Source organism: Streptomyces sp. NPDC048734 (genome assembly GCF_043198675.1).
Classification (GTDB): Bacteria; Actinomycetota; Actinomycetes; order Streptomycetales; family Streptomycetaceae; genus Streptomyces.
In genome coordinates this window covers 756,407-776,391 of the sequence record NZ_JBICUZ010000001.1, presented here as the reverse complement: position 1 = coordinate 776,391, position 19,985 = coordinate 756,407, and the positions used below count along the sequence as shown (strand labels likewise).

The window sequence follows — 19,985 nt, the reverse complement described above, 5'->3', positions numbered from 1 at the left end:
CCCGGCCGCCCCTACAGGCCGGACTCGGAGGTCCGCACCAGGATCCGGCGGCAGTTCTCGCACCGTACGACGGTGTCGGGCGCGGCCTTGCGGATGTCGTTGATGTCGGTGATCGCCAGCTCCTGGCGGCAGCCCTGGCAGGTGCGCTGGTAGAGCTTGGCCGCGCCGACGCCGCCCTGCTGCTCGCGCAGCTTGTCGTAGAGCTTGAGCAGGTCGGCGGGGACGGTGGCGGCGATGACCTCGCGCTCCTTGGTCACGGAGGCGATCTCGCCGTCGATCGTCTCGAACGCGGCGTCGCGGCGGGCGGTCGCGTCGTCGATCCGGCCCTGGACGGAGCCGACGCGCTCGGTCAGCTCGGCGGCCCGCTCCTGGGCGGCCTCACGGCGTTCCATGACCTCCAGGACGATGTCCTCGAGGTCGCCCTGGCGCTTGGCGAGGGAGACGATCTCGCGCTGGAGGTTCTCCAGGTCCTTCGGGGAGGTGACGGCGCCGGAGTCGAGGCGCTGCTGGTCGCGGGCGGCGCGCTGACGGACCTGGTCGACGTCCTGCTCGGCCTTGGTCTGCTCGCGGGCGGTGTCGCTCTCCTCCGTCTGCGCGGCCACCAGGAGGTCGCGCAGTTGCGTGAGGTCCTTGGTCAGCGACTCGATCTCGGCGTGCTCGGGCAGCGAGCGGCGCCTGTGCGCGAGCTGCTGGAGGCGGACGTCGAGGTCCTGGACGTCGAGGAGTCGGATCTGGTCGGCGGGCGCGGCGTTCAGTTGGGGGCTCCAGGTGAAGGGAATCGGCTGGTCCAGGGGTCGGTGACCGTCTTCGAGACGTGGACCCGCAGACCCCAGCCGTGGCGGTCGGAGATCTCGTCGAGCTGGGCTGCGGCCAGCTCGCACCAGGGCCACTCGGTGGCCCAGTGCGCCGCGTCGAGCAGCACGAGAGGTGCGTGGGTGCCGTGGGCGCCGTGCTCGCGGGCCTCGGACACCGGGTGGTGGCGCAGGTCCGCGGTGAGGAAGGCGTCGACGCCCGCGGCGCGGACGTGGTCGAAGAGGCTGTCGCCGGACCCGCCGCTGACCGCGACGGTCCGTACGGTCGCGTCCGGGTCGCCCGCCACCCGGACGCCCTGCACGGTGGCGGGCAGCCGCTCGGCGGCGCGGGCGGCGAACTCGCGGACGGTGAGCGGGTGGTCGAGTTCGCAGATCCGGCCGAGGCCGCGGCGCCCTTCGGGGTCGCCGGGGTCGGGCACGAGAGGTCCGACGACGCGCAGGTCGAGGGCGCCGGCGAGGGCGTCGCTGACACCGGGGTCGGCGGTGTCGGCGTTGGTGTGGGCGACGTGCAGGGCGATGTCGTGCTTGATGAGGGTGTGCACGACGCGCCCCTTGAAGGTGGAGGCCGCGACGGTCGTCGTCCCGCGGAGGTAGAGCGGGTGGTGGGTGACGATCAGGTCGGCGCCCAGCTCCACCGCCTCGTCGACGATCTCCTGGACGGGGTCGACGGCGAAGAGGACCCGCTCGACGTCCTGGTCGGGGTCGCCCACGACGGTGCCGACCGCGTCCCAGGACTCGGCCCGCTCGGCGGGCCACAGGTTCTCCAGCGCGGCGATGACTTCAGACAGACGGGGCACGGGGAAAGGCTACCTGGCCGCCCCGTGCCCCCGTACCGCCGCCGGTCGACGGGCAGGCGGGGGGACACACCGCCCCAAGCCCATGCACACCTCCCACAACGCCCGAAGCAGAATCGCTTCTGCGCCACTCGTACGAGCGAAGTCCCCGCCCGCCGACCCCCCGCCCGCGCGTACGAAAACTAGCTTCGTCGCCGGAGGTGACCGAACGATGACGGCCTGTGCGATCGAACCCACCGCGGAGACCGGGGACGACGACGACCCGACGCCGCCCGCGCCCTGCGCGATCACGGCGGACGGCACTTACGCCGCACGTCTCGCCCGCGACGGCGATTCCTGGTTCCCGGAGCGCTGGACACTGGACGGCCCCGAGCCGTACGCCGTACCGCTGCCCGCCCACCAGCCGGAGGAGCCCGGCACGGAGGTGCAGCCGATGGCCGACGGGCGGGTCCTGATCCGCCGGCTGTCGCAGGGGCGGCACGCCTTCTCGCTGCTGTACCCGACCGGCCCCGGCACGGGTGAGCTGCCGCTGGGCGCGGTCGAGTGCCCGGACGGGGACACCGTCCTGCGGCTGCTGCCCCCGGCCCCGGGCGGGCGGCGGGCGTACGCCGTCGCCGTGGGCCGGCGTTCGACGGCGCTGTGGCTGGTGGCGGGCGGCAGCTTCGGCCCCGAGCACCTCGCCGAGGTCCCGGGCCGCTGCTCGGGCGGGGTGTGGCTGGACCGGACCGGCCGCATGCTGGCCCTGGACCGTGAGACGGAGGGCCGCACCAAGACGGTCGTGGTGGACCTGGAGCGGGGCGGCGAGGTGTCCCCGCTGCTCCAGATCACCGCCGGCAGCGACGACCGGCTGCTGCTCGCCGCCCCGGACAGCGGACTGGTCCTGATCAGCTCGGACGCGCCGTCGCCCGGTGAGCCCCGGCTCGGCTGGGGGGTGCTGGGCAGCACCCTGCCGGTGCGCTTCCCCCGGTCGCTGCGGCTCGCCGGCCGCGCGCTGACGCCGTTCGCGGTCCAGCCGGGTCAGATGCTGGCGCCGGAGAGCTGTGCGGTGGCCCTGCGCGTGGACGACCCGTTCGGGAGCTGGGTCGGGGTGTGGCGTCCGGCGGACCGGCGGTTGCTTGAGTTCGCGGCGCCGCGGGGCTGGCTGGCGGGCAGCGGCCTGTGGACGGAGGACGGGGTGCTGCGGCTGCCGTACGCGACGGAGGCGGAGCCCTGCGGGGTCGCGCGGGTGACGGTGCCGGCCGCGTGTGCGGAACATCCCCCGGACGGCACCGCGGGGGGCGTCCCCGACACCGCCGCCGGGGCCCTGGAACCGGAACCTCCGGAACCTGTCGCGCCCCGGCCCGTACCGCTCCAACAGGCGCCCCTGACACAGCTGGTAACGAAGTAGCGGCGGTTGGCGTGGCCGCCTGGATCCACCCCGAGGTCCGCCGGATAAACTCTCCCGGCTGAAAAAGATCATGTTGACGGGGTGAACACTTCCGATGAGCGACACAAGCACGATGCAGCCGTGGTCCACCGACACGCAGGAGGACACCGGTCACGGCCGGCACCGGGGCCCGGTCTCGTCCCACGACGGCGAGTCCGCTCCCCGCGGCCGGCACCGCAAGCCGGCCGAGGAGAAGGCCGACGCCGCTGCCTGACGGTCACGCCCGTGGGCCCGGTCCGCCGTTCCGGCGGGCCGGGCCCACAGCTGTTTCCGTCATCCCTTACGCCTCTCCCCTTACGCCTCTCCCCTTGCCCCTTGCCCCTTCCACCGCGGCGCCCGCACCTCCGTCGCCGCGGACGTCTCCCCCTCAGGTCGCCTCGGGTCCCCTCGGTCCCCTCGGTCCCCTCGGGTGCCGGCCGGTTCAGCTCGGCACCTCCGACAGGGCGAGGGCGTAGCGGCCTCGGGCCCCAGGTGTGCTGTCCCGGGACATCGGTGACACGCGTGCTGGGTGCTTGAACAGGGTGTGTCGTCGACGACGGTCGGCCGTTGCGGCGGGCCGCGGAACGCTTCCAGGTCAGCCACACCACCGCCGCACGGTGGGCGAGCCGCTACCACCGACCCCACCGGCATCAGCGGCCAACCACCAGCCAGCCGCGTCACCCACCTGTCCGAACAGCACACCTAGAGGCCGGGGCCCGTGCGGCGCAGGACCCGCAGGGAGCCGGTGTCCGAGACCTCCGTGAAGGCGCCGGACTCCAGGGCGCGCAGGTAGACGCGGTAGGGGGCCTGGCCGGTGAACTCGTCGGCCGGGTCCGGGAAGACGTCGTGGATGACGAGCAGGCCGCCCTCGGCGACGTGCGGGGCCCAGCCCTCGTAGTCGGAGCCGGCGTGCTCGTCGGTGTGGCCGCCGTCGACGAAGACCAGGCCGAGGGGCGAGTTCCAGAAGGCGGCGATCTGCGGGGACCGGCCGACCAGCGCCACCACGTGCTCCTCGAGGCCGGCCCGGTGCAGGGTGCGGCGGAAGGCGGGCAGGGTGTCCATCAGGCCGATCTCGGGGTCGACGGTCTCCGGGTCGTGGTACTCCCAGCCCGGCTGCTGCTCCTCGCTGCCCCGGTGGTGGTCGAGGGTGAGCGCGGTGACCCCGGCCCGCCGGGCGGCGTCCGCGAGCAGGATCGTCGAACGGCCGCAGTAGGTGCCCACCTCCAGCAGCGGCAGCCCCAGACCGGACGCCTCCACGGCGGCGGCGTACAGCGCGAGCCCCTCGTCGAGGGGCATGAACCCCTTCGCGGCCTCGAACGCGGCCAGGATCTCGGGCTCGGGTGCCGCGGGCATGGGGGTCCTTCCGGTCGTACGTGCGTCTGGGCCCGCCCATGGTGCCGCACCCCCCGCCGGAGGAGCGACGGGGGGTGCGGGGGGGGATGCGGCGGGGTGCGGTCAGGCGGTGACCGTCTCGCCCGGCAGCGCCAGGTCCAGGTCGACCGGGCGTCCGTCGCCGGCGTGGGTCGCGGCGGACGCGAGGGGGCCGTGGCCGCCGGCCCTGGCAGCCAGGACGTAGGAACCGCGGGCCGGGACGGCGACGGCGTAGCTGCCGTCCGCCTGCGAGAGGGTGGCGCCGGCCTGACGGCCGCGGTGGTCGATGAGGGTGACCTTGGCGTGGGCGACCGGGGCGCCGTCGGCGTCCAGGACCCGGCCCCTGAAGCCCCGCAGGACCGCCTCGGCGTGTGCCAGGTTGGCGTCCTCCTCGCTGCTGGCACGCAGCTGCGGCGTCGCCGCGGGGGTGCGGCGGGGCAGGAACAGGGCGAGGAGCAGGCCCACGGCGACGGCTGCGGTGGCGATGAGGAAGGAGACCCGGAAGCCGTGCATGGTCGGGACGGCCACGCCGCCCACGTCGTTCGCGGTGTTGGCCAGCACCATGCCGATGACGGCGCTGGACACCGACGTGCCGATGGACCGCATCAGGGTGTTGAGGCCGTTGGCGGCGCCCGTCTCCGAGGCCGGGACCGCGCCGACGATCAGCGCGGGGAGCGAGGAGTAGGCGAGGCCGATGCCCGCGCCCAGGACGACCGAGATGACGAGGCTCTGCCAGGCGGCGCTCATCAGGCCGAGGCCGGCGCCGTAGCCGATCGCGATGATCAGCAGGCCGAGGATCAGGGTGACCTTGGGGCCGTGCTTCGCGGAGAGGCGGGCGTAGACCGGCGCGGTGATCATCATCGTCAGTCCGAGCGGTGCCACCAGGAGGCCGGCGGTGACCATCGACTGGCCGAGGCCGTAGCCGGTGCTCTCGGGCAGCTGGAGGAGCTGGGGCAGGACGAGGGAGACGACGTAGAAGGAGACGCCGACCATGATCGAGGCGAGGTTGGTGAACAGGACCGCCGGGCGGGCGCTGGTGCGCAGGTCGACCAGCGGCGCCTTGACGCGCAGCTCCATCAGGCCCCACAGGAGGAGGACGACGACGGAGGCGGCGAACAGACCGAGCGTGAGGCCCGAGGACCAGCCCCAGTCACTGCCCTTGGTGATCGGCAGCAGGAACAGGACGAGGCCGGCGGAGAGGCCGAGCGCGCCCGGCAGGTCGAAGGAGCCCTCGGCGCGGGCCGGGGACTCGGGGACGACGAGCAGGGTGAGGACGATGGCGAGGACGCCGAGACCGGCGGCGCCGTAGAAGAGGGCGTGCCAGTCGGCGTGCTGGGCGACGAGGGCCGCGGCGGGCAGGGCGAGGCCGCCGCCGACGCCGATGGAGGAGCTCATCAGCGCCATCGCCGAGCCGAGCTTCTCGCGGGGCAGCATGTCGCGCATCAGGCCGATGCCGAGTGGTATCGCGCCCATCGCGAAGCCCTGGAGGGTACGGCCGACGATCATGGTGAGCAGGTCGCTGGTGACGGCGCTGACCAGGGCGCCGACGACCATCACGGCGAGGCTGAGGACCAGCGTGCGCCGCTTGCCGTACAGGTCGCCGAGGCGGCCCATGATCGGCGTGGCGACGGCGCCGGACAGCAGGGTCGAGGTGAGGACCCAGGTGGCGTTGCTGGGGGCGGCGTCCAGCAGCTGCGGCAGGTCCTTGATGACCGGCACCAGCAGGGTCTGCATCACCGCGACCACGATGCCCGCGAAGGCGAGCACCGGGACGACGGCACCGCCCGCCCTGCGTCCGGGCCGGTCGGTCGACGTGTGCGTCATGAAGCGAGGCCTCCAGGCCTGGGAGTGGACGGGTGAACGGCTGAACCGCGCGGGTACGTGCAGCTTGGCCGTGCAGGTACGTGCAGTTTGAACCTCGTATGCACGAGCAACTATTCCGATGCTTCGGCACACTAACGAAATCTTGACCTTCTCTTGGGGGAGGAGGCCACGTGCGGCACCCCGGACCGAGACGCGCGGGCGGGCGGGAAGGTCACGACAGGCCCTAGGGTGGCAGGCGTGTCGTACGTAGGCCCCGACTTCGATCCCCCGCGTCCCCGCCGCTCCCCGCTGCGGCGCACGCTCACCGTGCTGCTCGCCGTGCTCGTGCCGGGCGCGCTGCTGGGCTGGCTGGCGTGGGAGGCGCTGGGCGGGTCGCAGGACAGCGGGCCCGGCCGGGTCGCGGCCTCCGGCGCCGGAGGGACGGCCTCGGCCGGCGGTGACCCGGACGGCAAGCCCGGCGCCTCGGCCGCGCGGTCCCCGACGGCGTCCGCGCCCGGCGGCGCCGGGACTCTCGCGGGCAAGGTCGTCGTCATCGACCCGGGCCACAATCCCGCCAACTCCACTCACACGGCCGAGATCAGCCGCCAGGTGGACATCGGCACCCACAAGAAGGAGTGCGACACCACCGGCACCGCCACCGACTCCGGTTACAGCGAGGCCGCGTTCACGCTCGACGTGGCGCACCGGCTGCGCGCCCTGCTGGAACAGCGGGGCGCCACCGTGAAGTTGACGCAGGACGCCGACCGTCCCTACGGGCCCTGCATCGACGAGCGGGCCCGGATCGGCAACTCGGCCCGCGCGGACGCCGTCGTGTCGGTGCACGCCGACGGGGCGGGCGCCGGGCAGCGCGGCTTCCACGTGATCCTGCCGGGCGCGGTGCACGCGGGCGCCGCCGACACCCGTGCCATCGTGGGTCCTTCGCGGGAACTCGGGGAACTGGTCGCCGGCGGCTTCGCGGACGCCACGGACACCTCGCCCTCGGACTACGTCGGGGACGGCACCGGTCTCGTCACGCGTAAGGACCTGGGCGGTCTCAATCTGTCAACGGTTCCCAAGGTGTTCATCGAGTGCGGGAACATGCGCGATACCAAGGACGCGGCACTGCTCACCAGCGGCGCCTGGCGGCAGAAGGCGGCGCAGGGGATCTCTGAGGGAATCGTGAGTTTCCTGCGCGGACGGTGACCGACGCGCTGATCCCCGGGGACAGCCCGATCGTGTGGACGATAGTGTCGTCCCCACCATGAGGGGTCACCTCCGCGCTTCCCACCCGGGCCTGACGGCGACATGGTGACAGCGACGCCTCTACCGACGCGTGTATCGACGACGAGACGACTGACGAAGGACCTGAAGTGAATATCCGCTCCCTCACTCGAGGCGACGGCGTGGTGATCGGAGCAGCGGTATTGCTGTTCATCGCGTCGTTCCTGGACACGTTCGACGGCTCCGGCGGCGACGTCCCCACGGCCTGGGACAACCTCGGTCTGCTGATGAGCATGTACGTCGGCGGCATCATCGGTGCGGCCCTGATCGTCCTCGCCCGCGCGCTGCCCCAGCCGCGCAAGATCGTCGGCCTGGACCTCGGACAGCTCGGGGTCGCGCTGACGGTGTTCGCCGCGTGGACGGCGTTCTGGTCGATCATCGACCCGCTGGGCGCGTTCAGTGACACCTTCGGCAGCGCGGACGTGGAACGGGGGGCCGGTCTCATCCTCGGCTTCATCGCGACGCTCGTGCTGGCCGGCGGCGCCGTCGCCACCTCCGTGGTCCCGGCCCTCCAGGGTGCGCTGATCCCGGCCCCGAAGCCGCCGGCGCCGCTGCCCTACGGCGCGCAGCCGCCCGGTGGCTACGGCTACCCGGGCGCGCAGCAGCAGCCGTCGCCGTTCGGCGGGCAGCCGCAGCAGGGTCAGCAGCCGGGCCAGCCGCCGTTCACGGGCGGTCAGCCCGCTCCGGCGCAGCCGCCGGCCGCCGACTTCTCGCCGTTCTGGTTCGCCGTGCCGGTGCCGCGTCCGCTGTACGCGGAGGACGGCGCGCCCATGCCGATCGCCGAGCTGGCGCCGGGCACCTGGTACCTGGCCGTCGAGCAGGGCGCCCAGGGCCTGGTGGCGCAGACCCAGGACGGTCGTCGCGGCGTGCTGCGGGACACCTCCGGCATCCAGCGCGGCTGACCGAGTCCGCACCCCGCGTCCTGCGGCCCCTCGCCCTCGCGGGCGGGGGGCCGTTGCCGTACGGTCGCCCCTCTTTGCACCTGACGCACCGTCAAGAGACTTGCCGGCGGAGAGCGGAGAGCGGAGAAGTCGTGAACGGGCCGTGTTTCATCCCGTCACGAACGGCAAGCCGGACTGCATGTCCCCTCGATACCGGAACGGTTCCCATTCGGCAGGCACGGCCATCGCCGTCGTCGCCGACGTGATGGCCTTCATCCTGGGCCTCTGGATCGTCATGTACCTGCTGGACGCCAACCGCGGCAACGAACTCGTGCAGTTCGTGCACGACGTGGCCCGTTGGCTGGCGGGCTGGTCGTACGACCTGTTCACGTTCGACGAGGCGTGGGCGAGGGTCGTGGCGGGCTACGGCCTGGCGGCGGTCGTGTACCTGTTCGTCGGGCACGCGATCGCGAACCGGGTCCGCCACTGACCTCCCGCAGGCCTCGCCCGACCTCCCGCAGACCTCACCGGCGACCGTCTCAGCCGCAGCAGTCGGGGTCCAGCCCCGTCGGCAGGCGGTCGCCGCCGAACACCGCGCAGGTGGCCTCGTGCCCGCCCAGCGCGGCGACCGCGAGCAGCAGCGACCCGGCGGTCCACGTCGTCAACTCCTGCGGCCACAGGGCCGCGTCCTCGAAGACGTACCCCGTCCAGTACAGCCCGGACTGCGGGTCGCGCAGCCGCTGGATCCACTGGAGGATCTCCAGCGCCCGGTCGGACTCGCCCACCACCCAGAGCGCCAGGGCGAGTTCGGCCGACTCCCCGCCGGTCACCCACGGGTTGGGCACGACGCAGCGCACGCCGAGACCCGGTACGACGAACCGGTCCCACATCTCCTCGATGCGGGCCTTGGCCTCCACGCCGGTGAGCGCGCCGCCGAGGACCGGGTAGTACCAGTCCATGGAGTAGCGGGACTTGTCCAGGAACCGCTCCGGGTGCCGGCGGATCGCGTGCCGCAGCGCGCCCGCCGCCAACTCCCAGTCCGGCTGCGGTTCTTCGCGCTGCTCGGCGATGGCCAGGGCGCAGCGCAGCGCGTGGTGGACGGAGGAGGAGCCGGTCAGCAGCGCGTCCGCGGTGGGCGTGCCGTCGTCGTCTCGGCGCCAGCCGATCTGTCCGCCGCTCTGCTGGAGCCGCAGCACGTACTCGACCGCCGCGTGGACGACCGGCCACATGCGGTCCAGGAAGGTGTCGTCGCCCGTGGACAGGTAGTGGTGCCAGACGCCGACGGCGACGTAGGCGACGAAGTTCGTCTCCCGGCCGCGGTCGGTGACGTCGGCGAAGTCACCGTCGGCGTAGGCGGCGTACCAGGAACCGTCCTCGTTCTGGTGCCGGGCGAGCCACTCGTACGCCCGCCCGGCGGCCTCGTGCTCGCCCGCCGCGTCCAGCGCCATCGCGGCCTCGGTGTGGTCCCACGGGTCGAGGTGGTGCCCGCGGAACCACGGGATCGCGCCGTCCTCCCGCTGTTCGGCCAGGATGCCGCGGACGGTCTCGACGGCCTGCTCGGCGGTGAGGACCCCGGGCAGGACCAGGTGTTCCGTCCGGGGAGTCGTCACTTGGCGTCCACCCGGGGCAGGTGGGGCTTGGTCGCGTACGCCACGAAGCTCTTGCCGATCAGCGGGTTCAGCGCCTGTTCGGCGACCCGGGTCGCCAGCGGCTTCTTCATGATGTCCCAGACCAGCAGCTTGTGGTACGCCCGCACCGGCAGCGCCTTGTCGTTGTCGACGCCGAACGCGCACTTCAGCCACCAGTACGGCGAGTGCAGCGCGTGGGCGTGGTGGCTGCCGTAGGGCCGCAGGCCGGCCTCGCGGATCCTGGCGAGCAGTTCGTCCGCCTTGTAGATGCGGATGTGACCGCCCTCGACCTCGTGGTAGGCGTCGGACAGGGTCCAGCAGACCTTCTCGGGGCCGTAGCGCGGGACGGTGATCGCGATGCGGCCGCCGGGCTTGAGGACCCGCACCATCTCGGCGAGGACGCCCTTGTCGTCGGGGATGTGCTCCATCACCTCGGAGATGATGACGACGTCGAAGGACTCGTCGGGGAAGGGCAGCGCGAGGGCGTCGCCCTCCATCGCGGTGGCGGTGGCGCCCTCGGGGGCCTCACCCGCCTCCTTCATCGCCGCGAACCACTTGGCGACCTCGCGGATCTCCTCGCCGTTCTGGTCCAGCGCCACGACCTGGGCACCGCGCCGGTAGCACTCGAAGGCGTGGCGTCCCGCCCCGCAGCCGAGGTCCAGGACACGGTCGCCCGGGGCGAGCGGGAACCGGGAGAAGTCGACGGTCAGCACGTGGCCCTGCTTTCGCGATCGGATGCGACGTCGGCGTCGGGGACGACGTCCGCGGAGGGGGAGGCGGAGGCGGAGGGGGAGGCGGAGGTGCGGGGTGCCGGCCGCGCGCGGGACGGGCGGGACCGTCCGTCGCCGGCCCGTTCGACGGCCTCGCGGTACCGCTCGACGGTGCCCTCGGCGGCGCGCGCCCAGGTGAACCGCTCCAGCACCCGCCGGCGTCCGGCCGCGCCCAGCCGGGCCCGCAGCGCCGGGTCGCCGAGCAGCCGGCCCAGCGCGGCGGCCAGCGCTCCCGCGTCGCCCGGCGGTACGGCCAGGCAGGTCTGCCCGTCGGGTCCGGCGACCTCGGGGGTGGCGCCGCCGGTGGTGGCGACGAGCGGGGTGCCGGTCGCCATGGCCTCCGCGGCCGGCAGCGAGAAGCCCTCGTAGAGGGAGGGCACGCAGGCGACCTCCGCCGAGCGGACCAGGTCGACGAGTTCGGCGTCGGAGATGCCCTTGACGAACTCGATGGCGCCGTCGAGGCCGTAGCGCTCCACCGCGGCGGCGACGGGGCCCTCCTGCGGGCGCTTGCCGACGACGACGAGGTGGGCGTCCGGCTGCTCGGTACGGACCTTGGCCAGCGCCTCGACGAGGAAGACCAGGCCCTTGAGCGGCACGTCCGCGCTGGACGTCGTGACGATGCGGCCCGGCACGACGGGCACCGACGGGTCGGGCGCGAACAGGTCGGTGTCGGCGCCGATGTGGACGACGTGGATGCGGTCGTCGCGGACCCCGAGGTGGTCGACGATCTCCTGGCGGGAGGTCCCGGAGACGGTGAGCACGGACGGCAGGCGGCGGGCGACGCGCTTCTGCATGCGGGTGAAGGCGTACCAGCGGCGCACCGAGGCGCGCCGCTTCCAGCCCTCGGCGGCGTCCAGCTCCAACTGCCGGTCGACGGTGATGGGGTGGTGGATGGTGGTGACCAGGGGTGCGCCGACGTCGCCCAACAGGCCGTAGCCGAGGGTCTGGTTGTCGTGCACGACGTCGAACTCGCCGCGGCGGGCCCGCAGATGGCGGCGGGCGCGCAGGGAGAAGGTCAGCGGTTCGGGGAAGCCGCCGGTCCACATCGTCGCCACCTCGAGGGCGTCGATCCAGTCGCGGTACTCGTCGCGCCTCGGGGTGCGGAAGGGGTCGGGCTGGCGGTAGAGGTCCAGGCTGGGCAGCTCGGTGAGGGACAGCCGGCCGTCGTGGCCCCCGTCGAGGACCGGGTAGGGCTGGGAGCCGATGACCTCGACGCGGTGGCCGAGCCGGGCCAGTTCACGGGAGAGGTGGCGGACGTAGACGCCCTGGCCGCCGCAGAACGGGTTTCCCTTGTAGGTGAGGAGCGCGATGTCGAGCGGTCGCCCGCCGTCCGCGGCGAGGTCCTGGGACCCCGCCTGACTGGCCTCAGCGGTCACTCCGGGCCCCCTTCTGCCTGCACTGTCCCGCGAGACTACGACGGGACGCTAATCTAGAACAAGTTTCAGACTTGATCGTCCGGGAGGCTCCGAATCTACCGGCAGGTAAGGACGCTGTGAGCAGTGGATCAGGTGATTCGCGCCACGGCCCGGCGCCCTGTGTCCGCTGAGCGATCCCGCGCCCTCACCGACCGTCACGGAACGGGACCCATGCCTGCGCAAGCCAACGGGGACAAGGTGGACACCAGCGTCCGGCACCCCTCCGCCGCCCCCCTCACCGAGCGGCAGGAGGCCCGCCGCCGCCGCATCCTGCACACGAGCGCGCGACTGGCGAGCCGGGGCGGGTTCGACGCGGTGCAGATGCGGGAGGTCGCCGAGTCCTCCCAGGTGGCCCTGGGCACGCTCTACCGCTACTTCCCGTCCAAGGTGCACCTGCTGGTCGCCACGATGCAGGACCAGTTGGAGCGCATGCACGGCACGCTGCGGAAGAAGCCCCCGGTGGGCAACACCCCGGCCGCCCGCGTCGCGGAGACCCTGATGCGCGCCTTCCTGGCCCTCCAGCGTGAGCCCCACCTGGCCGACGCGATGGTCCGCGCCCTCACCTTCGCCGACCGCAGCGTCTCGCCCGAGGTCGACCAGGTCTCCCGCCAGACCACCGCGATCATCCTCGACGCGACGGGCCTGGCCGACCCCACCCCGCACCAGCTCTCCGCGGTCCGCGTCATCGAACACACCTGGCACTCGGCCCTCATCACCTGGCTCTCGGGCCGCGCCTCCATCGCCCAGGTCCGCGTCGACATCGAGACGGCCTGCCGCCTGATCGACGTGCCGGATCCGGGGGGACGGGAGTAGGGCCCCCTCAGGGCTCACCGCCGCTCCCCCTGGGCTCACCACCACTCACCGCCTCTCTCCTCCCAGGGCTCACCGCCGCTCACCCCGGCGCCCGCCCGTGCTCACGGGCCCCACAGGCGGCCCTCAGGGCCTTTCCTACGGCCGAGTACAGTGGCCCAGTCGTCATCACACCCGTACGGGGGAAAGCCGGTGCAGTTCCGGCGCTGACCCTTCCCCGGGCCTCGGCTCCGCTCGCCCCGGGGAGACCCCTGTCCGTGAGCCGTGCAGACCCCCCTCCACGGCCGGCCGGACCGCCCCGGACGGAACGTGACCGGCTCACGTGCGCCGGCGCCGCCGCCGCACGGGCACCGTCGAGGTATGCGGAGCCGGGCCGCCGGGATGTCCCGCGCTGCCCGGCTCCCTGACAGGGAGAGGCACCCGCCGATCATGAACGTCCGCCGCAGCGCCGCCGTCCTGGCCGCCACCGCAGTGATCGGCGCCGCCACGCCCGCCGTGGCCGCGTCCCCGTCGCCGACCCCGTCCGTGGCGATCCCGTCCGGTCTGTACGGCACCACCGACCCCACGTACGACGGGGTCTGGCGCCAGTCGCTCGCGCTGCTCGCCCAGGACACGGTCGGGGTGAGGCCGGCGGAGAAGGCCGTGGACTGGCTGACCGGCCAGCAGTGCGCGAACGGCTCCTTCGCCGCGTTCCGCGCCGATCCCGCCACGGCCTGCGACGCCAAGTCGATGGTCGACACCAACAGCACGGCCGCCGCCGTACAGGCCCTCGCGGCCCTCGGCGGCCACGAGGCCGCGGCAAAGAAGGCCGTCGGCTGGCTGAAGTCCGTGCAGAACGCGGACGGCGGCTGGGGGTACACCCCCGGCGGCGCCAGCGACACCAACTCGACGGCCGTCGTCGTCGGCGCGCTGGCCGCGGCCGGGGAGAAGCCCGCGGAGGTCGTCAAGGGCGGGAAGTCGCCGTACGACGCCCTGGTCGGGCTCGCGCTGCCCTGTGACGACGGCGGCGCCTTCGCCTACCAGCCCGACAAGCAGGGCACGTTGACGGCCAACGCGGACGCGACGGCCGCCGGCGTCCTCGGCGCGCTCGGCGCGGGCCTGGCGGCCGGCGCCGGGAAGAAGGCGGACGACGCCGCCTGTGCCGCCCCCGACACCCCGCGGCAGGCCGCCGCCAACGGTGCCGCCCACCTGGCGAAGGCCGTCGCGAAGAACGGGTACCTGACCTCGGTGCTCCCCGGCGCCGAGAACCAGCCGGACTACGGCAACACCGCCGACGCCGTGGTGGCGCTCGCCGCGCAGGGCGGCGCCGGGCAGGCGGGCAAGCCGCTGGCCTGGCTTCAGCGCAACGCCTCCGCCTGGGCGAAGCAGAGCGGCCCCGCCGCCTGGGCCCAGCTGGTGTTCGCCGCCCACGCGACGGGCACCGACCCGCGCGCGTTCGGCGGCACGGACCTGGTCGCCGCTCTGAACGCGACGGGCCCCGCCCCGCAGGCCACCGACTCCGCGAAGGAGGGCACCGCGGACGAGGCCGGCGAGGCCGACGACACGGACGGGGCGGAGGAGGACCCCGAGGACGGCTTCGGCGTCTGGTGGACCGTCGGCGTCTTCCTCGTCGCCGGTGTCGGCATCGGCTTCCTGATCAGCGGCCGCAGGAAGCAGCAGCCGTGACACGCCGTCTCACCGCCCTGTTCGCCGCCGCGCTGTTCCTGGCTCTGGCCGGCACCGGCCCGGCCGGGGCGGCCGGGGCGGCCGGTTACCGCTACTGGTCGTTCTGGGACCGCGACGGCGACCGCTGGGTCTACGCCACCGAGGGCCCCGCCACGGCCCGCCCCTCCGACGGCGCCGTGCAGGGCTTCCGCTTCGCGGTCAGCGCGGACTCGCAGGACGCGTCGCGGCCGCGCGGCACCGCCTCGTTCGCGTCGGTCTGCGCGCGGACCCCGGAGCGGGACGGCATGAAGCGGGTCGCCCTGGTCCTCGACTTCGGCACCGCCGCGGACGCGCCGTCCGGCGAGAGGCCGCCCGCCGCCCGCACGGCCTGCGCCCGCGTCCCGGACGACGCGACCACGGCCGAGGCCCTCGCCTCGACCGCGAAGCCCCTGCGCTACGACACGAACGCGCTGCTGTGCGCGATCGCGGGGTACCCGCGGAAGGGCTGCGGGGACCAGGTGACGACGGACGGGGACGAGCAGCAGGACAGCCCCGCGGCGGAGCCCTCGGCTTCCCCGTCGGCCCCGTCGGCCGCTGCGGACGACGGGGCCGACGGCGGCCCGTCCGTGGGCGTCTACGCGGGCGGTGCGCTGGTCGCCGCCCTGGCCTCGGCGGCGGTGTGGCAGGCCCGGCGGCGCCGGAATGACTGAGGGCTCCCGCCCCGGGAGCGGTACCCGCCCGGCCGGGAACGGCACCCCTCCCGCCGAACACCGCACCCGGCCGACGCCGGCGAGCGCGCCCGCCCCCGCCGGGAACCGCGTCCGTCCCACCGGGAACCGCGTCCGTCCCACCGAACACCGCACCCGGCCGACGCCGGCGAGCGCGCCCGCGTCCCCGCTCCACCCCGGCGCCTGGTGGCTGTGGGCCCTGGGCCTCGGCACAGCCGCGACCCGCACCACCAACCCGCTCCTGCTGGCCCTCCTCCTGGCCACCTCCGCCTACGTCGTCCTCACCTGCCGCCCCCACACCCCCTGGTCCCGCTCCTACTCCGCCTTCCTCCACCTCGCCCTGGCCGTCCTCGCGGTCCGCCTCTTCTTCGTCGTGGTCCTCGGCTCCCCCGTCCCCGGCACGCACGTGGTCCTGACCCTCCCCGAAGTCCCGCTCCCCGACTGGGCGCAGGGCATCCGGCTGGGCGGCAGGGTCACCGCCGAGGGTGTCGTGTTCGCGCTGTACGACGGTCTGCGCCTGGCCACCCTCCTCGTCTGCGTCGGCGCCGCGAACGCCCTGGCGAGCCCCTCCCGTCTCCTGAAGGCCCTCCCCGGCGCCCTGTACGAGGCGGGGGTCGCCGTCGTCGTGGCGCTCACCTTCGCGCCGTACCTCATCGCCGACGTCCAGCGGCTGCGGGCCGCCCGCCGGCTGCGCGGCCGTCCGGACCGGGGCCTGCGCGGCCTGTTCCAGGTGGCGCTCCCGGTCCTGGAAGGCGCTCTGGAACGCTCCGTCGCCCTCGCCGCCGCCATGGACGCCCGCGGCTACGGCCGTACCGCCGACGTCCCCTCCCGCGTCCGCCGTACGACGGCCGTCCTCACCCTGGGCGGCCTGCTCGGCGTCTGCGCGGGGACGTACGGCCTGCTCACCGCGGCGGGCGGCACGTACGGGCTGCCGGTGCTCGTCGCGGGCGTCGCCGCCGCGCTCGCCGGTCTGCGGCTGGGCGGGCGCCGCTCGCCGCGCACCCGCTACCGCCCGGACCGCTGGACCCCGCGGGCCTGGCTGGTCGCCGGGTCCGGTGCCGCGGTCGCCGCGCTGCTGACGCTCGCCGCCTCCGCCGACCCGGCGGCCCTGCACCCCGGCGTGATCCCGCTCACGGCGCCCGCCCTCCCCCTGTGGCCCGCCGCGGCCGTACTCGTCGGCCTGCTGCCCGCCCTCCTCCCCGCCCCGCTCCCGAAGGAGCCGTCGCCGTGATCCGCTTCGAGAACGTCTCCGTGACGTACGACGGCTGCCCCGAAGCCACCGTGCGGGACGTCGACTTCGAGATCCCGGAAGGGGAACTGGTGCTGCTCGCCGGTCCGTCCGGGGTCGGCAAGTCGACGCTGCTCGGCACGGTCGGCGGTCTCGTCCCGCACTTCACGGGCGGCACCCTGCGCGGCCGGGTGACGGTCGCCGGCCGCGACACCCGCACCCACAAGCCGCGCGAACTCGCCGACGTGGTGGGGACGGTGGGCCAGGACCCGCTGTCGCACTTCGTCACGGACACCGTGGAGGAGGAACTCGCCTACGGCATGGAGTCGTTGGGCCTGCCTCCAGCGGTGATGCGCCGCCGCGTGGAGGAGACCCTCGACCTGCTCGGCCTGGCCGGCCTGCGGGACCGTCCGATCGCCACGCTCTCCGGGGGCCAGCAGCAGCGCGTCGCGATCGGCTCGGTCCTCACCCCGCACCCCCGCGTCCTCGTCCTGGACGAGCCGACCTCCGCGCTCGACCCGGCCGCCGCCGAGGAGGTGCTCGCCGTCCTGCTCCGCCTGGTCCACGACCTCGGTACGACCGTCCTGCTCGCGGAACACCGTCTGGAACGCGTCCTGCAGTACGCCGACCAGGTCGCCCTGCTGCCCGCGCCCGGTGCCGCCCCGGTGCTGGGCACCCCGGCCGAGATCATGGCCGTGTCCCCGGTGTGTCCGCCGGTGGTGGAGCTGGGCCGGCTGGCGGGCTGGTCCCCGCTGCCGCTGACCGTCCGCGACGCCCGGCGCATGGCGGCTGAGCTGCGCGGACGGCTGGCCGGGCGGGAACCGGGGCACACCCCGCCCGCCGTCGCCGAGCCACCGGCACCGGCACCGCACCCGGCGTTGCCCCGGTGGCGCCGGCGCGCCGTACCGGTTCCGGCGGGGGACCCGCGCGGCCGACCGGCCGGCCACGAGCCGGAGCACGCCCCGGCCGCGACCGCCGGGCCGCCGGTGCCGCGCCCGGCGCTCGCCCGCCTGCGCCGGCGCGCCGCACCCGTCCCGGCCGCGTCCGCGCCCCCGGCGGAGGTCCGTTCCCTCGGTGTGCGCCGCGCCCGGGTCCAGGCGCTGCGGAACGTCGACCTGACGGTGTCCCCCGGCGAGACCGTAGCCCTCATGGGCCGCAACGGCGCCGGCAAGTCCACCCTGCTCAACACCCTCGTGGGTCTGGTCGAGCCGTCCTCAGGCACGGTCCTGACGGGCGGCGCGCTCCCCCACCGCACCGCGCCCCGCGACCTCGTCCGCCGGGTCGGCCTCGTCCCGCAGGAGCCCCGCGACCTGCTCTACGCCGACACGGTCGCCGCCGAGTGCGCGGCCGCCGACCGGGACGCGCGGGCCGCCCCCGGCACCTGCCGCGCCCTCGTCCGCGACCTGCTCCCCGGCATCTCCGACGGCACCCACCCCCGCGACCTGTCCGAGGGCCAGCGTCTGACGCTGGCGCTGGCGATCGTGCTGGCCGCCCGTCCGCCGCTGCTCCTGCTCGACGAGCCCACCCGCGGCCTGGACTACGCGGCGAAGACCCGCCTGGTCGGCATCCTGCGCGGGCTGACCGCCGAGGGGCACGCGATCATCCTGGCCACGCACGACGTGGAGCTGGCGGCGGAGCTGGCCCAACGGGTCGTGCTGCTGGCCGAGGGCGAGGTGATCGCGGACGGCCCGACGGCCGAGGTGATCGTCTCCTCCCCGTCCTTCGCCCCGCAGGTGACCAAGATCCTGGCCCCGCAGGAGTGGCTGACCGTCGCCCAGGTGCGGGAGGCGCTGCGGTGACCGCGGCCCACCGATCCGGCGCGGCGCCGGCCCGGCAGGCGCGAGCGGTCCGTCTGGGCCCCCGTTCCGTGGCCGCGCTCGGGCTCGTCGGCGCGGTCGGGGTGGTCGCCTTCGCCTGGCCGTTCCTGGCCCCGCCGGCCTCGGCGCTGAACGCGCACGCGCAGGACGCCCCCTGGCTGTTCGCGGGGCTGCTGGTGCTGCTGGTCGCGGTGGTGGCGGCGACCATCTCGGAGTCGGGGCTCGGCGCGAAGGCGGTCGCGATGCTCGGCGTGCTGGCGGCGACCGGCGCCGCCCTGCGCCCGATCGGGGCCGGTACGGCGGGCATCGAGCCGATGTTCTTCCTGATGGTGCTCAGCGGCCGGGTCCTCGGCCCCGGCTTCGGCTTCGTGCTGGGCTCGGTCACGATGTTCGCGTCCGCCCTGCTCACGGGCGGGGTGGGCCCGTGGATGCCGTTCCAGATGCTGTCCATGGGCTGGTTCACGATGGGCGCCGGCCTGCTGCCGGGCCCGGACCGGCTGCGCGGCCGGGGCGAACTGGCCCTGCTCGCGGTCTACGGCTTCCTGGCCGCCTTCGCCTACGGCACGGCGATGAACATGGCGGGCTGGCCGTTCCTGGGCGAGCTGGCCTCGCGCATCTCCTTCGATCCGGAGGCGGCCGTACCGGAGAACCTGGCCCGTTTCCTCGCGTACTGCGCGGCCACCTCGCTGGGCTGGGACCTGGGCCGGGCCGTCGTCACCGTCGTGCTGACGCTGACGCTGGGTCCGGCCGTGCTCAGGGCGCTACGCAGAGCCACCCGGCGCGCGGCCTTCGAGACCGCGGTCACATTCGAGGACCCCCGTCCGGTGAAGCACCCCACATGACCCGCATCACCTACTATCCGCCCTAGTGGGATATTTCGGACGCCATGTCCATGCAGATTGCCGTCCTGACCTGCACGTTGAGAGCCAGGTCACACCGAGGGTCTTCACCCCACATGCGGCCACAACTAGTAAAAGGGGTCATTGCGGACCCCCTCCGAGCCTGTTTCTCTGGATGACGTCGCACGGTGCCGACGAGCCCCCGGGCCCCCGGCGCCGACGCATGCAGCCCCCGCCGCACATCACGCGGTGCGGCCACGCACCGCGTGACTCCGGCATGCACCGCGACGCATCTGCCCCCGAAGGAAAAGGTTCTCCGTGTCCGTCTCCGTCATCCGCCGCATCGCTTCCCCGAAGAAGGCCCTCACCGCCGCCGCCCTGGCCGCCGCGACCGCCGGCATGGCGCTGTCCGCGGCTCCCGCCCAGGCCGCGACCGTGACCTCCGCCTCCCAGGCCAAGGCGATCGCGCACCAGATGATCCCGGACGCCGCGCAGTTCGACGCGTTCAGCAAGATCGTGCAGCACGAGAGCAACTGGGACGTCGACGCCACCAACTCCTCGTCCGGCGCCTACGGCCTGGTCCAGGCCCTGCCGGGCAACAAGATGGCCTCGGCCGGCTCCGACTGGAAGACCAACGCCAAGACCCAGATCAAGTGGGGTCTCGACTACATGAACTCCCGCTACGGCAGCCCGGCCGGCGCCTGGTCCTTCTGGCAGGCCAACGGCTGGTACTGAGCCGAGCCGACCCCGCACGCGTGA

Annotated in this window: 19 protein-coding genes and 1 pseudogene; 13 read left to right on the top strand and 7 right to left on the bottom strand. The window is 74.2% G+C overall.

Annotation, left to right across the window (positions count from 1 at the left end):
• Positions 1 to 11: 11 nt before the first annotated feature.
• Entirely contained in the window at positions 12 to 755 is a 744-nt protein-coding gene (locus ACGFQC_RS03405; RefSeq protein ID WP_363087362.1) for a C4-type zinc ribbon domain-containing protein, read from the bottom strand.
• Positions 752 to 1,609 (bottom strand): Nif3-like dinuclear metal center hexameric protein, encoded by an 858-nt coding sequence (locus tag ACGFQC_RS03400; protein WP_363087028.1) that lies wholly within the window; start codon positions 1,607 to 1,609, stop codon positions 752 to 754. The genes ACGFQC_RS03405 and ACGFQC_RS03400 overlap by 4 nt, the downstream gene beginning before the upstream one ends.
• Before the next feature lie 208 nt (positions 1,610 to 1,817).
• Here ACGFQC_RS03400 and ACGFQC_RS03395 point away from each other — a divergent pair, with 208 nt between their 5' ends.
• The 3 genes and pseudogenes from ACGFQC_RS03395 to ACGFQC_RS03385 all read left to right on the top strand — a co-directional run.
• Complete coding sequence (locus ACGFQC_RS03395; RefSeq protein WP_363087027.1) at positions 1,818 to 2,993, top strand: hypothetical protein; 1,176 nt, start codon at positions 1,818 to 1,820, stop codon at positions 2,991 to 2,993.
• A 94-nt stretch (positions 2,994 to 3,087) separates the two neighbouring features.
• On the top strand, positions 3,088 to 3,246 hold the full coding sequence (locus tag ACGFQC_RS03390; protein WP_363087026.1) for a hypothetical protein: 159 nt from the start codon (positions 3,088 to 3,090) through the stop codon (positions 3,244 to 3,246).
• Between the two features lie 308 nt (positions 3,247 to 3,554).
• A pseudogene (locus tag ACGFQC_RS03385) lies at positions 3,555 to 3,731 on the top strand (IS481 family transposase); the annotation flags it as partial.
• On the opposite strand, the gene ACGFQC_RS03380 reads toward ACGFQC_RS03385, so the two are convergent.
• Positions 3,714 to 4,364, bottom strand: coding sequence for a class I SAM-dependent methyltransferase (locus ACGFQC_RS03380; RefSeq protein ID WP_363087025.1), 651 nt, complete (start codon positions 4,362 to 4,364; stop codon positions 3,714 to 3,716). The pseudogene ACGFQC_RS03385 and the gene ACGFQC_RS03380 overlap by 18 nt on opposite strands.
• 102 nt (positions 4,365 to 4,466) lie before the next feature.
• Positions 4,467 to 6,206: an MFS transporter gene (locus tag ACGFQC_RS03375; protein ID WP_363087024.1), complete on the bottom strand. Its 1,740-nt coding sequence runs from the start codon at positions 6,204 to 6,206 to the stop codon at positions 4,467 to 4,469.
• A 237-nt stretch (positions 6,207 to 6,443) separates the two neighbouring features.
• Between ACGFQC_RS03375 and ACGFQC_RS03370 the strand changes: the two genes are divergently transcribed.
• The 3 genes from ACGFQC_RS03370 (at position 6,444) to ACGFQC_RS03360 (ending at position 8,837) form a co-directional block, all read left to right on the top strand.
• Positions 6,444 to 7,388 (top strand): N-acetylmuramoyl-L-alanine amidase, encoded by a 945-nt coding sequence (locus ACGFQC_RS03370; protein WP_363087023.1) that lies wholly within the window; start codon positions 6,444 to 6,446, stop codon positions 7,386 to 7,388.
• Between the two features lie 167 nt (positions 7,389 to 7,555).
• Positions 7,556 to 8,368: a hypothetical protein gene (locus ACGFQC_RS03365; protein WP_363087022.1), complete on the top strand. Its 813-nt coding sequence runs from the start codon at positions 7,556 to 7,558 to the stop codon at positions 8,366 to 8,368.
• Between the two features lie 178 nt (positions 8,369 to 8,546).
• A complete protein-coding gene (locus ACGFQC_RS03360) occupies positions 8,547 to 8,837 on the top strand; it encodes a hypothetical protein (RefSeq protein WP_363087021.1) in 291 nt (96 codons plus the stop codon).
• A 49-nt stretch (positions 8,838 to 8,886) separates the two neighbouring features.
• Here the strand turns inward: ACGFQC_RS03360 and ACGFQC_RS03355 are convergent, their stop codons facing one another.
• Genes ACGFQC_RS03355 through ACGFQC_RS03345 form a run of 3 tightly spaced genes read right to left on the bottom strand, consistent with a single transcriptional unit; the run spans position 8,887 to position 12,121 of the window.
• Positions 8,887 to 9,957: a prenyltransferase gene (locus ACGFQC_RS03355; protein WP_363087020.1), complete on the bottom strand. Its 1,071-nt coding sequence runs from the start codon at positions 9,955 to 9,957 to the stop codon at positions 8,887 to 8,889.
• Positions 9,954 to 10,688: a class I SAM-dependent methyltransferase gene (locus ACGFQC_RS03350; protein WP_363087019.1), complete on the bottom strand. Its 735-nt coding sequence runs from the start codon at positions 10,686 to 10,688 to the stop codon at positions 9,954 to 9,956. The genes ACGFQC_RS03355 and ACGFQC_RS03350 overlap by 4 nt, the downstream gene beginning before the upstream one ends.
• Positions 10,682 to 12,121 carry a glycosyltransferase family 4 protein gene (locus tag ACGFQC_RS03345; protein WP_363087018.1) on the bottom strand — a complete coding sequence of 480 codons (1,440 nt, stop codon included), beginning with the start codon at positions 12,119 to 12,121 and terminating at the stop codon, positions 10,682 to 10,684. Before ACGFQC_RS03345 ends, ACGFQC_RS03350 begins: the two co-directional genes overlap by 7 nt.
• 210 nt (positions 12,122 to 12,331) lie before the next feature.
• On the opposite strand from ACGFQC_RS03345, the gene ACGFQC_RS03340 reads away from it, so the two are divergent.
• From ACGFQC_RS03340 to ACGFQC_RS03310, 7 genes are all read left to right on the top strand, one after another.
• Positions 12,332 to 12,973 carry a TetR family transcriptional regulator gene (locus ACGFQC_RS03340; RefSeq protein WP_363087017.1) on the top strand — a complete coding sequence of 214 codons (642 nt, stop codon included), beginning with the start codon at positions 12,332 to 12,334 and terminating at the stop codon, positions 12,971 to 12,973.
• A 426-nt stretch (positions 12,974 to 13,399) separates the two neighbouring features.
• A complete protein-coding gene (locus ACGFQC_RS03335; protein ID WP_363087016.1) occupies positions 13,400 to 14,635 on the top strand; it encodes a prenyltransferase/squalene oxidase repeat-containing protein in 1,236 nt (411 codons plus the stop codon).
• Positions 14,632 to 15,324, top strand: coding sequence for an SCO2322 family protein (locus ACGFQC_RS03330; RefSeq protein WP_363087015.1), 693 nt, complete (start codon positions 14,632 to 14,634; stop codon positions 15,322 to 15,324). Before ACGFQC_RS03335 ends, ACGFQC_RS03330 begins: the two co-directional genes overlap by 4 nt.
• Positions 15,317 to 16,573, top strand: coding sequence for an energy-coupling factor transporter transmembrane component T (locus ACGFQC_RS03325; RefSeq protein WP_363087014.1), 1,257 nt, complete (start codon positions 15,317 to 15,319; stop codon positions 16,571 to 16,573). Before ACGFQC_RS03330 ends, ACGFQC_RS03325 begins: the two co-directional genes overlap by 8 nt.
• On the top strand, positions 16,570 to 18,369 hold the full coding sequence (locus tag ACGFQC_RS03320; RefSeq protein ID WP_363087013.1) for an ATP-binding cassette domain-containing protein: 1,800 nt from the start codon (positions 16,570 to 16,572) through the stop codon (positions 18,367 to 18,369). The genes ACGFQC_RS03325 and ACGFQC_RS03320 overlap by 4 nt, the downstream gene beginning before the upstream one ends.
• Complete coding sequence (locus ACGFQC_RS03315; protein WP_363087012.1) at positions 18,366 to 19,229, top strand: ECF transporter S component; 864 nt, start codon at positions 18,366 to 18,368, stop codon at positions 19,227 to 19,229. The genes ACGFQC_RS03320 and ACGFQC_RS03315 overlap by 4 nt, the downstream gene beginning before the upstream one ends.
• Positions 19,230 to 19,544: 315 nt before the next feature.
• Positions 19,545 to 19,961 (top strand): transglycosylase SLT domain-containing protein, encoded by a 417-nt coding sequence (locus ACGFQC_RS03310; RefSeq protein WP_363087011.1) that lies wholly within the window; start codon positions 19,545 to 19,547, stop codon positions 19,959 to 19,961.
• The last annotated feature ends 24 nt before the right edge of the window (positions 19,962 to 19,985 follow it).